This window comes from Mesorhizobium sp. WSM4813, assembly GCF_055811555.1.
Map to the genome: position 1 here is coordinate 53,928 of NZ_JBVVQU010000026.1, position 13,779 is coordinate 67,706.

At 59.7% G+C, this 13,779-nt stretch carries 15 protein-coding genes and 1 pseudogene; 7 read left to right on the forward strand and 9 right to left on the reverse strand.

The annotated features are described in order from the left end of the window. Positions 1-111: 111 nt before the first annotated feature. The gene (locus AC0L25_RS16920) at positions 112-741 is read right to left on the reverse strand and encodes an ankyrin repeat domain-containing protein (protein ID WP_473596554.1); all 630 of its coding nucleotides are present in this window, start codon (positions 739-741) and stop codon (positions 112-114) included. 225 nt (positions 742-966) lie between these two features. Between AC0L25_RS16920 and AC0L25_RS16925 the strand changes: the two genes are divergently transcribed. Next, positions 967-1,536, forward strand: coding sequence for a histidine phosphatase family protein (locus AC0L25_RS16925; protein WP_473596555.1), 570 nt, complete (start codon positions 967-969; stop codon positions 1,534-1,536). 87 nt (positions 1,537-1,623) lie between these two features. Next, complete coding sequence (locus AC0L25_RS16930; protein WP_473596556.1) at positions 1,624-2,016, forward strand: VOC family protein; 393 nt, start codon at positions 1,624-1,626, stop codon at positions 2,014-2,016. A 45-nt stretch (positions 2,017-2,061) separates the two neighbouring features. Here the strand turns inward: AC0L25_RS16930 and AC0L25_RS16935 are convergent, their stop codons facing one another. Then, the gene (locus AC0L25_RS16935; protein ID WP_473596557.1) at positions 2,062-2,370 is read right to left on the reverse strand and encodes a c-type cytochrome; all 309 of its coding nucleotides are present in this window, start codon (positions 2,368-2,370) and stop codon (positions 2,062-2,064) included. Positions 2,371-2,451: 81 nt separating this feature from the next. Then, complete coding sequence (locus AC0L25_RS16940) at positions 2,452-3,702, reverse strand: PQQ-dependent sugar dehydrogenase (protein WP_473596558.1); 1,251 nt, start codon at positions 3,700-3,702, stop codon at positions 2,452-2,454. Positions 3,703-4,186: 484 nt separating this feature from the next. Here AC0L25_RS16940 and AC0L25_RS16945 point away from each other — a divergent pair, with 484 nt between their 5' ends. Then, a complete protein-coding gene (locus tag AC0L25_RS16945) occupies positions 4,187-5,041 on the forward strand; it encodes an aldo/keto reductase (protein WP_473596559.1) in 855 nt (284 codons plus the stop codon). 132 nt (positions 5,042-5,173) lie between these two features. On the opposite strand, the gene AC0L25_RS16950 is transcribed toward AC0L25_RS16945, so the two are convergent. The 4 genes from AC0L25_RS16950 to AC0L25_RS16965 form a co-directional block, all read right to left on the reverse strand. Beyond that, entirely contained in the window at positions 5,174-5,548 is a 375-nt protein-coding gene (locus AC0L25_RS16950; protein ID WP_473596560.1) for an endonuclease domain-containing protein, read from the reverse strand. A gap of 144 nt (positions 5,549-5,692) precedes the next feature. Next, on the reverse strand, positions 5,693-5,998 hold the full coding sequence (locus AC0L25_RS16955) for a hypothetical protein (protein WP_473596561.1): 306 nt from the start codon (positions 5,996-5,998) through the stop codon (positions 5,693-5,695). 137 nt (positions 5,999-6,135) lie between these two features. Beyond that, complete coding sequence (locus AC0L25_RS16960) at positions 6,136-6,939, reverse strand: class I SAM-dependent methyltransferase (RefSeq protein WP_473596562.1); 804 nt, start codon at positions 6,937-6,939, stop codon at positions 6,136-6,138. A 211-nt stretch (positions 6,940-7,150) separates the two neighbouring features. Further along, the gene (locus AC0L25_RS16965; protein WP_473596563.1) at positions 7,151-7,378 is read right to left on the reverse strand and encodes a hypothetical protein; all 228 of its coding nucleotides are present in this window, start codon (positions 7,376-7,378) and stop codon (positions 7,151-7,153) included. Positions 7,379-7,770: 392 nt separating this feature from the next. Between AC0L25_RS16965 and AC0L25_RS16970 the strand changes: the two genes are divergently transcribed. From AC0L25_RS16970 to AC0L25_RS16980, 3 genes and pseudogenes are all read left to right on the forward strand, one after another. Next, positions 7,771-8,241 carry an Hsp20 family protein gene (locus AC0L25_RS16970; protein ID WP_473596564.1) on the forward strand — a complete coding sequence of 157 codons (471 nt, stop codon included), beginning with the start codon at positions 7,771-7,773 and terminating at the stop codon, positions 8,239-8,241. Between the two features lie 100 nt (positions 8,242-8,341). Further along, positions 8,342-8,841: pseudogene (locus AC0L25_RS16975) on the forward strand (Hsp20/alpha crystallin family protein). Positions 8,842-8,908: 67 nt separating this feature from the next. After that, a complete protein-coding gene (locus tag AC0L25_RS16980) occupies positions 8,909-9,661 on the forward strand; it encodes an NADH dehydrogenase ubiquinone Fe-S protein 4 (RefSeq protein WP_473596565.1) in 753 nt (250 codons plus the stop codon). A 120-nt stretch (positions 9,662-9,781) separates the two neighbouring features. Here the strand turns inward: AC0L25_RS16980 and AC0L25_RS16985 are convergent, their stop codons facing one another. After that, a complete protein-coding gene (locus tag AC0L25_RS16985) occupies positions 9,782-10,864 on the reverse strand; it encodes a two-component system sensor histidine kinase NtrB (protein WP_473596566.1) in 1,083 nt (360 codons plus the stop codon). A 13-nt stretch (positions 10,865-10,877) separates the two neighbouring features. Continuing rightward, positions 10,878-12,668, reverse strand: coding sequence for a circadian clock protein KaiC (gene kaiC / locus AC0L25_RS16990; RefSeq protein ID WP_473596567.1), 1,791 nt, complete (start codon positions 12,666-12,668; stop codon positions 10,878-10,880). 266 nt (positions 12,669-12,934) lie between these two features. Between kaiC and AC0L25_RS16995 the strand changes: the two genes are divergently transcribed. After that, complete coding sequence (locus tag AC0L25_RS16995; protein ID WP_473596568.1) at positions 12,935-13,711, forward strand: Crp/Fnr family transcriptional regulator; 777 nt, start codon at positions 12,935-12,937, stop codon at positions 13,709-13,711. Positions 13,712-13,779 lie beyond the last annotated feature (68 nt).

Below are 13,779 nucleotides of genomic sequence, written 5' to 3' on the forward strand. Positions count from 1 at the left end.
CGCTTTCAGATAGTCAACCGTTCGGTTGAATGATTTTGGAGGGAACTTCAAAGGCGGCCTGCGGCGATCGAAGAATTCGACCACTGCAAGGCTGCGGACATAGCGGGAGCTTCACTTGCCTTCGAAGAAAGTATGAATCGAGACTTCCAGCTTTTCGATGAGTTGAGGGTTATGGCAGCTTCCAGCCCAGATCAGGGCGTTCAGTCTCATATCCTTGTTGAGAAAGTTCATTTTCCGGGAATCAAGCAGGTGTCCCGCGACCTCGTAGTGCCGTCCCTTGATAGCCTCGATAAGCGCGTTGTTTCTTCCGGTCTTGTCAGTAAGATTAACGTCGGCGTCATTCTCGACAAGCAACTTGACGACATCCAGATGCCCGTTCTTTGCTGCTTCAATAAGGGCCGTTCTGCCGTAGTAGTCGGCTCGTGCATCGATCTCTATCTCGGGATGTTTCACGAGAGCTAAAATGGAGGCGTAGTGGCCCTTGGCCGAAGCAAGGCTCAAAGGAGTGCTCTTCCATTTGTTTCTGGAATTCACATCGATTGCTGGGTGTTCGACCAACGCCTCGACCGCCGCGGTGCGGGCATTGAGGGCTGCGAGATGAAGGGCTGACCAGCCGCCGCCGTCCGCCTCGTTGATATTGGCGCCGGCCGCCAATTCCGCTCGAACGGCCTCCGCATCGCCGCTTTCTGCCGCGAGCAGCAGATTCGACCAACCCCCTTCGGCTTCCAAGCTCTCGGTCAATGCCGTCGCCTCCCCGAATGCTCCCTGCAAGATAGCATTGTTCCGGTTCGGCCGACATCCACCGAATGACCGACCCGCTCCAACTTGAAGCCAGGCCTCTGATCAAGGCGGAACTGGCCGATATCCTCCGGCAGCGGGCGCCGATAGAGACGAACAGCAAGCGCGCACTCTATCGAGACATTGCCGGCACTTGCCAAAGCCGCTATCGGAAAGGTGAGAAGCAAGATGCGAATTGGACGTCGGCGATTTCTTGTCCTGTCGCTCGGAGCGGCTGCCTTCGGCAAAGCACAAGCCTCCGAGCCGCTCTGGGCAGCCCTGCGATCCGGAGACGCCATTGCCGTGCTGCGCCATGCCGCAGCCCCAGGCTCCGGCGATCCGCCCGGCTTCAGGCTTGGTGATTGCAGCACCCAGCGGAATCTGTCGGAAGAAGGTCGTGCGCAGTCCCGCGCAATCGGCGACCTGTTCCGTGCGAATGGCATCTCGTCGGCAACGGTCTATTCGAGCCAGTGGTGCCGCTGCCTGGAAACCGCTCGCCTGCTCGGGATCGGCTACGTCGTGCCTCTCGAACTGCTCAATTCATTCTTTGGCGACAGGTCGGCCGGCGAGGAGCGCACCGCTGCGCTTTTGGCCTGGCTCCGCGGGCAGCGTTTCGGCGGACCTGCCGTCCTTGTCACGCATCAGGTCAACATCACCGGCTTGACTGGCGAGGTGCCGGATAGCGGCGAAATGATCATCGTCCGTATTCTTGAAGCTGACCCCGTGCAGGTCATCGGGCATGTTGCCACGCCGGCTTGAGCATCATGGCCTTCGACCTCATCTCGTGCAGCACCGCTTCAGTCGCGAAACAACGACGTGCGAAGAGAGATCAAAGGGAGTGATAGCATGGCTATCGATTTCAACCACACAATACTGCCGGCCCGCAACAGCGAGGCGTCGGCAAAGTTCCTGGCGGAAATGCTTGGCCTTCCAGCCCCGAGGCGCTGGGGACCTTTCCAGATGGTCACGACCGAAAACGGTGCCAATCTCGACTACATGGATACCGACGGCGAAATCACGCCGCAGCATTATGCCTTCCTGGTCAGCGAAGCCGAGTTCGACGAGATCTTCGATAGGATTCGTGAACGGGACCTCCCGTACTGGGCTGACCCTCGCCGGACGCAGCTGGGCGAGATCAATCATCACGACGGCGGCCGCGGCGTTTATTTCGAGGACCCGAACGGTCACCTTCTCGAGATCATCACCCGTCAGTACGGCAGCGGCGGATGGGACCCGTGATCGCTCGGTGACGTAGACAGGCGGCGGATGCTCTGCGAGCTGGTCTCATGGCGGAACCTGAACGGTGATCTTGATCGATGAATAGTAGGCGGCGACATCAGCTATATCCTCATCGCTCAAGCCCTTGGTGACGACAGTCATCTGCTCGTTCTTGCGTTCGCCTGTCTTGAAGGCCATCAGCGCCTTGACAAGATAAGCCTCCTTTTGCCCTGCTATGTTCGGCGCCTCGGGCAGCTTGGCGATGCCGTCCTTGCCATGGCAGACCTGGCACTTCAGCATGATTTTTTTGCCCGAAGCGGCATCACCTCCAGCCTGCGCAAGCGACGAACAGGCAAAGAGCGCAGCCAGACTCATGATCAAACCCCGCACCCCGAACTCCTATGTCCATAGGGAAATGAGCAGGCAGCAGCAGGAGGCCGCCGCCTGGCTAATTCGTCAATCGCCGTAGGAAATCCGCCAGACGGCCCCGGCTAAATCGTCGGACACCAGCAGCGAACCGTCTTTGAGCATCTGAACATCGACAGGACGGCCGAGATACTCGCCATTCTCATTCAGCCAGCCGTCAGCGAACACTTCAGTTTTGTCCGCCGTGCCGTCCGCCTTGAGCGAGGTGAACATCACCCGAGCGCCCACCGGGTCCACGCGGTTCCAGGAGCCGTGCTGGGTCGAGAAGATGCCGCTCCGGTATTTTTCAGGGAACTGCTTGCCGGTATAGAACGACAGCCCGAGATCGGCCGCGTGAGCCTCTTGCTCGACCTCCGGGAAGATCACGCCTTCGGGCACTGTTGCGTCCTTGTACTCAATCGTACGGATCTTGCCGCCGCCATACCAGGGGAAGCCAAAATTCTGGTCCGGTCCGGTAACACGGTTCATTTCACCTGGGGGAATGGTGTCGCCCATGCCGTCGACCTGATTGTCGTTCACCCAAAGTGTCTTGTCCTTTGGGTTGAAATCCAGGCCGAGGGGATTGCGCATTCCGCGCGCATAAATTTTGCGGTCGGTACCGTCCTGCTTCATGCTTATGATGCCGCCGATGCCGAGTTTCTCGAATTCCGGGAGTACTTCGGGGGCTGGCACGTTGAACGGCTGGCCGATGGTAATATAGATGCGGTTATCGGGCCCGACGCGGCAGGTTCGGGCCGTGTGATTGTAGCTCTCGTTGGATGCGGGTATCAACTCGCCCTGCTTCACGATGGGGAAAGCCGCGACATCTGGGCCTTCATAGAAAAACTCGGCCGCCGGGAACCACAATACGCGGTTCTGTTCGACGACGTAGAGGTGGCCATCTCTGGAGAAACAGACGCCGTTCGGGACTGTCATTTTGATTGAAGGCGCAAAGACCTTCACGTCGTCGGCGACGCGGTCCTTGTTGCGGTCGGTCAGGGAATAGACCAGCTCTTTGCGGGTACCGACAAAGGTCACCACGCCCTGCGGTCCTACGGCCAGATGACGTGCGTCGGGAACGATGGCATAGAGAGTAACCTTGAAACCATCCGGAACTTTGACCTTCGCTGCAATGGCTTTGAGGGCCTCGGCGTTTTCCCCGGTCTGCGGGATCGGCTCCATCATCGGTGTGCCGGTGGTCTTGAAGCCGCCAAGTTTCTCGAGATTTTTGTCCTGCGCAAAGGCGGACGTTACGCAAAAGGCGGCAGCGCACGACAAAACGAAAGCCAGTTTCTTGATCACGATATCCTCCCACGTGGCCAGCTTCGCGGCATCTGTGGCAGTCAGATACAACGTTGCGGGCGGTTGCTTTATGCGAAATTCCAGCGCCGAGCATAATCTTCCGGTCGGGACTTAACGACCGAAAGCGTTGCCTAACTCAATCCCCTGACAGTCACCTGGGACTGCAGTTGGTTGCCGCAACAGCATAGCATGTCGGTCCACCGGGTACCAACGATGAACGGCAAGCTGGTCGTGATTCGATTGGCTTGAGGGAGAAGCTGGCCGGGGCTTTCAATCAGCCCTCCTGTCGGCCGACACGGCGGGCGCGGTGGGAGTAACACACCGAATGTGCTCCAATATGTAGGGGGAAGGATACATCGCTTCGCCCGGATCTCGCTTGCCATTATCCTTTCGCTAGCCGTTGTATCTTGGCTGCCTGGGCATTGGCGGACGCCGAACCTAGATAAGCACTGCGCTGGGCGGAGTGATGCAGAAGGACCTGAGCATGCCTGAACAAATTACCCTCAATCGACCTGAACAGATCACATTGAATGATGGCTCAGCCATTCCCCAGATCGGCCTTGGCGTGTGGCAAGTCGATCCAGACATCACGAGCCAGGTGGTGAGTTGGGGAATCGAGGCCGGTTACAGATTGATCGACACCGCCGAAGGCTACAAGAACGAGGAAGGCGTCGGGCAGGCGATCCGCACCGCTGGCGTGCCGAGAAGCGAGTTGTTCATCACCTCGAAACTGCGCAACGGCGCACATCAGCGTGACGCCGCCCTTCGGGCTTTCGACGAGACGATGAACAAGCTCGGGATCGAACAGATCGACCTGTTTCTGATCCACTGGCCAGTGCCCAGCCAGGGCAAATATGTCGAGGCGTGGAAGACGCTGATCGAACTTAGGAATGGCGACCGGATCAAGTCGATTGGCGTTTCGAATTTCAACCAGGACCATCTGGAGCGGATCATTGGCGAGACTGGTGTCACGCCCTCAGTCAACCAAATCGAACTCCATCCCCGGTTTCAACAGCGCGGCATCAGAGAATTTCACAGGACGCACGACATCCGCATCGAAAGCTGGAGCCCGCTGGGCAGCGGCCGGCTGTTGAGCGATCCGACCCTTGAAAAGATCGCCGGAAAACACCGCAAGTCCGTGGCGCAAGTGATCATCCGGTGGCATCTTCAGGAAGGGCTGATCGTCATTCCAAAGTCGATCCACCAGGACCGGATCGCCGCGAACTTCGATATCTTCGATTTCGAATTGGACGCGGCAGACCTCGAGCTCATTCGAGGCATGGATTCATCAGACGGTCGTACAGGCCCGAACCCCGTCACGGCAGCGTTCCTGTTCTGAGGGGGCGTGGAGGCAAGCTTGAGGATCCGACGGCGAAGCTGCCAATCTCCCCCTTGTGGGGGAGATGTCCGGCAGGACAGAGGGGGGCGCTGTCCCGCCGGCCTTGCCGTGGTTGCATCCCGCGCCGGCCGTTCATTCAGACGCACGCCCCAGGCCAGCCGCAATGACAATGTGCTGGCAGACATTGTTGATGTCGCGGATGACGTCGTCGTTCCAGAAGCGCAGTATCATCCAGCCGTCTTGTTCCAGACGCTTCGTCCTTGCTTCCTCGCTTGCGACAGCATTGGCTTCCGCATGCTGGGATCCGTCGACTTCGACGACGAGTTTCTTTTCCGGACAGACGAAGTCAACGATATAGCCGGCGATCGGAAATTGTCTCCGGAACCCAAGCCCCATTAGCCGATGCGCGCGAAGCTCGTTCCAGAGCTTCAATTCGGCGTCGGTCATGACCTTGCGCATCGATTTGGCATTTGCGCGGTGTCGTGGAGGCAATGGCGTGTGAGGCATTGTCAATGCTCTGTGGCGATCGAGGTTGGCGTTCTACGGCGCCCCCCTCTGTCCTGCCGGACATCTCCCCCACAAGTGGGGAGATCGGCAGCTTCGACGTCGGCGCTATCCACTTTTCCCACAAGGGGCCCACAAGGGGAGGCCTCATATCCCCGACCCATCCAGCAGCGGGACGTCTTCTTCGTCCCAGGGGCTCGGCAATGAACCCTTGCTCAGATTGGCTGTCGGCAGCGGCATCCAGCACTTCAGCTCGGGTTCGGCGTATTCAACCACACGTCCGGGCGACGAGTCGGAAGCGCGCCACCCCTCGCTGCCGAACTGGTCGGCCCGAGACCAGTAAGCCAGGTCGACTTCCGCCGGCCCCTGTTCCGACGGCCGAACCGTGACCAGGATTCGGCTGCCATCCCTTGGCGCGCTCGACATGTGACGCCACTGATCTGGCTCGTCCATCGCATTTCCTCCTGCAGCCTGCATCTCGGCCTGTCCAGACGAATAGTCGCTTCGCGTACAAGGCCGGTCAACCCGAACTTTGCGCAGGCAGTGTACGGTTGGCGGCCTGCCGGTCTGGCGCGACGTGGGGCTCGCAGTCAAACCTTGGCCTTGACTGCCCAGGCTCTGGTTTTCAGGGGAATGGACCCGTCCTCGCCGCGCGGCAGGCTATCGCGGAGCCTCTCCATCAATCTCTGGCGAGCCTCGGGGGCGAGGCTCATACAGTAGCCGGGCGCCGGCCCCGCACCCAGGGTGAAGGGGTGCCAGTAGTCTTCAAAGTCCTTGAACACTGCCGGCATTTCAACCCGCGTGGAGTCGATGGAAACCAGGCCCGCCTTCTCCGCGAGATCGGTCAATCCGTCTTGTGTGCAAAATGGAAAACGCCTGTCTTCGGTAAGGTCGATGGCGCCGGGGTCAAGCGCCGTCGCAGCGGTCCAGAAGGCCCGCATGAATTCCACCCCGCCGCCGGGGTAATCCCACACATAGAACCCAATCGTCGCTCCGCGGCGGGCCACCCGCCTCATCTCGGCGAGCGCCTTTTGCTTGTCGGGGATGAAGTTGAGGACAAGCGCCGACACGATCATGTCCTTGCTGTCCGATTCGACAGTGAGGGCCTGCGCATCGCGTGCGAGAAACTCGACACGTTTATCCGGCACGTTTGCACGCGCCTTGGCGAGAAAACCCTCCGATGGGTCTATGGACACCAGGTTCCTGGGGTTGCAGCGCGCCAGGATGGCTGCAGAAAGCGCACCGGTTCCGCAACCCACCTCCAGCCAGTCCAGACCCTCCGCCGGATCGAGCCAGTCCAGGAACAATGGAGCGATCTGACGGCTCCATCGCCCCATATAAAGGTCGTAGCTATCTCCGGCCTGCCAAGCGTCGTGACGTGCTGCCTCAGCCATCGCAATCTCCTCCCCGGGACATTTCAGCCCATTGGACCGCGGCGAGAATACCCCGGCCCCAATCCTCGGAACAGAGGCACAAGAGTGCGATCCGAGTTCGAACTGCACTGCAGAGGGATCAGACACTGGACCTTCCGGTCTTGAGGGAAATCGCGTGCTGACGCAGGCGATCGAGCGGGCGGTTTCGTAGACCCCCGGGCCGGCTCGCCGGCTATCGCCGCGTTGCCATTCTGGGAAATTCCACCACGTCTGCGGGCGGACGCTTGTACTGTGCTGCGACAATGGCATCGATCAGAATATCCAGAGCCGCACGAGCCGTGTTGCTCGTCTCGTCATCACCGCGCAAATAGTAGCAGGCTCGTTCAAGATGGAGGTGGGCGGCGGCAAAGTCGCTAGTTATGGATTCTCCTTTTGCCCGCCGTCCGACAAGGATGGCCATCTTGACTTACCCAAGCGCAAATATCCACAAGCGGATTTGAATCAAATTTGGCCGGTTAACCAGATCTTCAGCAACCCAAGGCGACCTTGCTGTGCGGACACGTGTTGCGCTCCGCCTCAGGCAACAGACCCGTTCCGGAGACCGGGGCGGGTTTTTGCTTGAATGGTGTGCATCTGTGATGAGCGGCTCACTGCAGTCGCATGCCTCGGAGCCACTCCAGCACCTAAAGGGACTGCGTCTCTTTAAAAATTTTCCTATGTGCCTCTTGAAGCTGCAACCCGCTGTTCTAAATCAATAATCGCCGGTCGCCGAATGGGGCCGGCGCAAGTCCAGGAGGCGTCAAGGCTCTTGGCGTCATCCTGTATCCATGTTGCTCAAAGGAGGATGTGGCTATGAGGACGAACCTCGATTTTACACCCCTGTTCCGGTCAAGCGTCGGCTTCGACCGCATTTTCAACATGCTTGAGAATGCGAGCCGCGTCACCACGATCGACAACTGGCCGCCTTACGACATCGCCAAGGTTGGTGAGGACGACTACCGCATCACCATGGTGGTGGCCGGCTTCTCGCAGGATGAGCTGACGATCACTCACCAGCCCAATATGCTGGTTGTGAGCGGATCGCTGACCGGTGAAGACAATGGCGAGTATCTCTACCGCGGCATTGCCGGTCGCGCCTTCGAGCGTCGGTTCGAACTGGCCGACCATGTCAAGGTGGCCGGCGCCAGCCTCGAGAACGGGCTGCTCACCATCGATCTCAAGCGGGAGATTCCTGAAGAGATGAAACCGCGCCGGATCGCTATCGGCGGCAGCGCGGCAAAGGCGAAGCCGCAGCAGATCGAAGGCGAAAAAACCGCAGCGTGATGCATCGCACATCTGATGACGCATCGCACATCTGAAGAGGCAAGGCACCGGCGGTCGTCGGTGCCTTCCAGAGGCTGCTGAACATGGAGGTAAAATGACCATGAATATGCGTGATCTCATTCCCTGGGGCCGCAGCGGCAGTCAGGCCCCGAGCGTCTATCGCGGCGGAGACCAGAACCCGTTCTTTTCGCTTCATCGCGAGGTGAACAGGTTGTTCGACGACGTTTCGCGAACGTTTGGAACGCGCTTTCCTTCCCTCGGGCAGCTCTCGCCACTCAACGCGGCTGGCCGAAGGTGGAGATTTCGGAATCGGACAACGAACTTCGCGTGACCGCCGAAGTCCCCGGCGTCGAGGAGAAGGATATTGAAGTCCTGCTCGATGACGACGTGCTGACGCTGCGTGGCGAAAAGCGGTCGGAAGTCGAGGAGAAGGAGTACTCCGAGCGCTACTACGGCCGCTTCGAGCGGCGCATACCGCTCGGCTACGACGTCGAGGAAGACAAGGTCAAAGCGTCTTTCGCCAACGGCGTGCTGACGATGATACTGCCGAAGAGCCCGAACGCGCAGTCAAAGGTGAAGCGGATCGCAATCAACCAGTAATGCGTGACGCGCGCCGGAGGTGGCATGCCGCCTCCGGCGCCATCCTTCACAGATGGGGAGGGATGAAATGATGGAGACGCAACGAAGCGGAGTTACCCAAGCTGTACACCATCCCGGACCAGCCAACGACAATTGTCGGAAAGCGCTGTCTTTCGGACAGTCCGAGTTCCCGCGTGATGCGATTGCGCGCATCTACCAGCCCTGTCGCTCGGCCATGACCTCGGGCCGTGCTCGGCCGAAAGGCTGGCGGCTGGTATTCGAGGCCCGCGCCGCTCCGGTCATCGAGCCGCTGATGGGCTACACCGGAGGCCCCGACACGCTGACCCAGGTCGAGTTGAACTTCCCGACACTTCAATCGGCCATCGATTATGCCGAACGTCAGGGCCTAGTCTATGTCGTCCAAGGTAACTCGGAGGGCGCGACATCCGGCTGCGCATCCTCGGATGCTGAGAAACGGCTGCAGGCCGGTGCAGATGTGGTCTGGAATCGCCTTCAGCTGGCCTGGCTGCAAAGCAGCTACGGTGCGGTGTCGCAGGCCCCGCATTATGGATCGGCGCTGGCTGACCCGGAGGCGCTCTATACGTCGCCTATGGACGTGGTCGCCGACCCTCTTCTGACCGTCGAAGAGAAACGCTCCATCCTGCGTAACTGGGCATGGAATGAATATCTGATCGATCTCGCGACCGGCGAGGGCATACCGGAGAACGAGCGCCCGGCGCGGCTCGGCGAAGTAGAGCTGGCACTGCTCGCACTGGAGCGCGGGACGGCGGCAGCGAATCTGGCCGTTTCTAACGCTGAACACAGGCGCAATGCAGCGTGAGGTGGGTATATCGCTGGTATTCCATGCCTACCGGAATGGGCGACCTCATGATCGGCTGTAGACGTTGGTCTCACCTTGGGCTCTCGGCTTTTTCGGGCCTGGCGACCATGTAGGCATTCGTTATTCCTGGCGGCGTGGAAGAAACAGGTGAACGCTTGTTCCCTCGCCGACTGCACTCTCGATCCGTATATGTCCCCCGGACTGCTTGATGAAACCGTAAACCTGGCTGAGGCCAAGTCCCGTTCCCTCCCCCTTGGTGGTGAAGAAGGGCTCGAATGCCTGGGCCAGAATTTCCTTGCTCATGCCGCAGCCCGTGTCATGAACTGTCACGCGAACAAACGAGGCGGCTACAGAACGCACATCTTCGATGTCTTCGGGAGCATTGCTGGTCTCGATCGAAAACGTGCCCTTGCCCGCCATGGCGTCTTTGGCGTTCACAGCCAAATTGAGAATTGCGACGTCCAGCTGATTCGCATCGACAAGAACAGGGCCGAGTTCGGGATCCAGATCGCGCCTGATCGTAATTCCGCTCCCGAGCGTCCGCTCCAGCAGCATGGTAAGCGACTGAATCCGTGCGTTTAGATCGACAGTTTCGGGGGCAAGCGACTGTCGGCGCGAGAAGGCGAGCAATCGCTGCGCAAGAGCGCCACCATTTTGCGCTCGCCTGAGCAGTTCTTCCACCAGGATCGCTGTGTTCGGACTGGCGGGATCGTCGGCAAGCTGCTTCTGCAGAAGCCGCAGCCCCGATTCGAAGGCGGCAATCAGATTGTTGATGTCGTGAACAATGCCAGCCGCGAGGCGACCGATCGCTTCGAGCTTCTGCGATTGCCGCCGGCGCTCCTCCTGCGCGCGCTGCGCGGAGACGTCACGAAGGCTGGCAAGACGTGCAGGCTTTGCGTCCCAGCTCACCTCCACTGTCCGCATCTCTACATCGGCGGGCGGCCGGCGCGGCCGGTGGATGGTGATATCGGCGGTTTCGCCGGAAACGACCGGCAGGCCGAGTGGAACTCGGATGAGATCGTCAGGCGAGTGGCCGAAGATCCGTGCAGCCGCTGGATTCGCGTAAAGTACTGTGCCCGACAGGTCGACGACGAGGATCCCGTCGGCCGTGTTTTCGATCAAACGTCGAAAGTTCAGTTGGCTGATGCCCGTCAGGGATGCCTCGTTGGATAGTTTGACGATTTCGGCTGTGCTCTGGGCCATGCCCTCGTGCTCCTCACGCTGCTGAAGAACCTGCGGCGGAGCTCCCGAACACGTCGGGCGCGCCATCGAAGGGCTCACCGAGATGCATGCCGGTGCCGTCGATCGAAAAGCGCCGGATCTGCTTGTCGTGCTCACTTCCCCGCATTTTCAGCACCATGATCCCGCGGTTCATGAGATGCCTCTCCTGAATGTAGCGCAACAGGATAATAGAGTCTGTGAGGGTCGAGATATGCTGTTCGCTGGCGCTTTGGCCACCGACAAGCGATTTGTCGGTGGCGGTGCAAAGACCAGCGATCTCGCGTTTTTTGATAAAAGAGGTGAGACTGATCAGGAATTCGCGGAAGCCGGTTTCCGGCGCGATCCGTTCCAAAGCCGACAGGCTGTCGATCGCGATCCTGTCGGGTTTGAATTCCTCAACGAGTTCGCGGATCATCAAAAGATGATCCGGCAGGTTCTGGGCCTCCGGGTAAATGCAAACGATCTTCAGCCGACTGTCGGACTCCATGGCCCCGACGTCGACGCCCCAGCCGCGCGCATTGCGGAACAGCTGACCGCGACTTTCTTCATAGTCGACCAGCAACGCACGCTCACCAGCCGCTACACCGCCAGCGAGAAAATTGGTAACCAACAGGGTCTTTCCAGTGCCTGTCGCGCCGCTGACAAGAGTGACGCTATCGCGGAAGAAACCACCGCCGCACATCCGGTCGAGCTCTGAGTTGCCGCTCGTCACCCGTTTCGTGCTGGATTGCTGCTCAAGGCGCAAGGAGGATAAGGGCACTGCGACTATGCCTTGCTCCACGACCAGCGTGATCGGCACCTCCCCTTCGACATGGCGGCTGCCGCGCATCTTAAGCACCTCGATAGTGCGTCTGCGCCGCTCGCGATCGAGCGCATTGCGCAGTATCACCACATTGTCGGCGACGAACTCCTCGATCCGGTGGCGGGAAATTTCGCCATATTCGCTGTTGCGCTCGGCAGTCATCAGCACTGTCAGACCTTCCCTCTTGAGCGCCGTCGCAATGCGCATGAGTTCCCGCCGTACCGACGTCTGCTCTCCGACGAAATGATCAAAGAGCTGGGTTATCGAGTCCAGCACAATGCGCCGCGCGGCGGCGTTTCGCGCCGCGTGCAATATACGCGTCAACAGGCCGGCCAGATCGAACTTACCGACAATCATCTGGTCGTGGTCGCGCGGGCTGGCATCGACGAAGACGAGCTTGTTCGTTTCGCGCCAGCGGCGAATATCCCAGCCGAAGCTGGCCATGTTGACCTCGATATCGGCCGGTGATTCCTCAAAGGTGACGAAGACGCCCGGTTCATCGAGAACGGTGATGCCGTGGGCGAGAAACTGGGTCGCGAACACCGTCTTTCCACTGCCCGGCGTGCCCCCGACAATGGTGGTGCGCCCGCGTGGCAGGCCTCCCATCACAAGGTCGTCGAACGCTTCGATGCCAGTCTTGACGCGGTCGAGCACGGGATCGATGAGGGTCACATCAGCTGTGGTCATGGCCACCGTCCTTCTTGTAATAACCGAATAATCGAGCACCTGATCGATGTTGCTGATATCGCCGACCAGGCGGCGCGGAGGGCTGGCCGACTCATCGGAGAGCGTCGGCGTCGCCAGTATGCCCGCCCTTTCTGCCTCTTCAGGATGCGCGAGAATGTCGACCGTCTCGATTTCGATTCCCCCGGCAAACTCCTGGATCTTCAGCCGGCTTTCCAACGCTCGTCGGGCCGCGGGCGCATCTCCGGCGATGTAGAGTCGGAGTGTGGCGCGTAGGACGGACAGGTTGATGTGGCTCATATCTCACGCCTAGCCGCACGAACATTGCAGGTCGGCGTGCTCAAGGCGCCACGCCACGAAATCCAGTTCGCCGGCATTCCTGTCTTCCTTGGCGACCGGACGGTCTTGCCTGGAAGCCGATGCGCCACGGCTCGCGCTCGGTGAGGCCTGGATCAGCGCCTATGCATCTTTTTGTAGATAGCCGTGATCGACTCGTCTGCGCACTAGTGAACATTTCTCCCTGCTCCGCGTTGTGAGCGGCCAGAATTTTGAATGAAAGGGACGCAATGGAAAATCAGCAGGAACGAGACCCGATCGGAAACAACCTGCTCTGGGCACTCAGGACCGACGACTGGAAGATATTGCGGCCGAACCTCGAACATTGGTCGGCGCCAACGGGGACCTTGCTGCATGAACCTGGCGATACCGTTCGTTACGCCTATTTCCCTCGCGGATCGAGCTTGATCTCGTATCTCGTCGTTTTGAATGATGGGCGTGCGATCGAGACGGCGCTCGTTGGACGTGAAGGCGCTGTGGGCGGCATCGTCAGCCAAGGCAGGCTCCCCGCTTACACGCGGGCAGAAGTTCAGTTGGGGGGCTTGTTCTTCAGAATCGATCTGAACCACCTCGAGGAGGCCAAATCAATTTCTTTGACGTTGCGCCATCTGTTCGCTCGTTACGCGGATTGCCTAATGGCCCAGGTGTTCCAGTCAGTCGCGTGCGGCGCCGCGCATTCTATCGAACAACGCACCGCGAGATGGCTGTTGGCTGCGGTCGAGCGGACGGGAGTCGACAGTATGACGGTGACCCAGGAACAGCTGGCCGTCATGCTGGGGGTCGGTCGCAGCTATCTGAGCCGCGTCATCCGGGACCTGACGCAGCGCGGGGTTATTGAGACGCGGCGCGGCCAGATTTCCATTCGCAAAGTGGATAGGCTGCGATCGCTCGCTTGCGAGTGCAACGCGGCCGTCAGCCACCATTTCAACGACGTGCTGAAGGGCGTGTATCCGGCGGAGCACCCGCATGACGGATTTCCTGATGTACAACCCGGCATACGAGAATGATCGTTGGACCGTTTCCGGGGAACAACAGGCCGACGCGATCCGTTCTCAAGCGGCCTGTCGGATGTCCC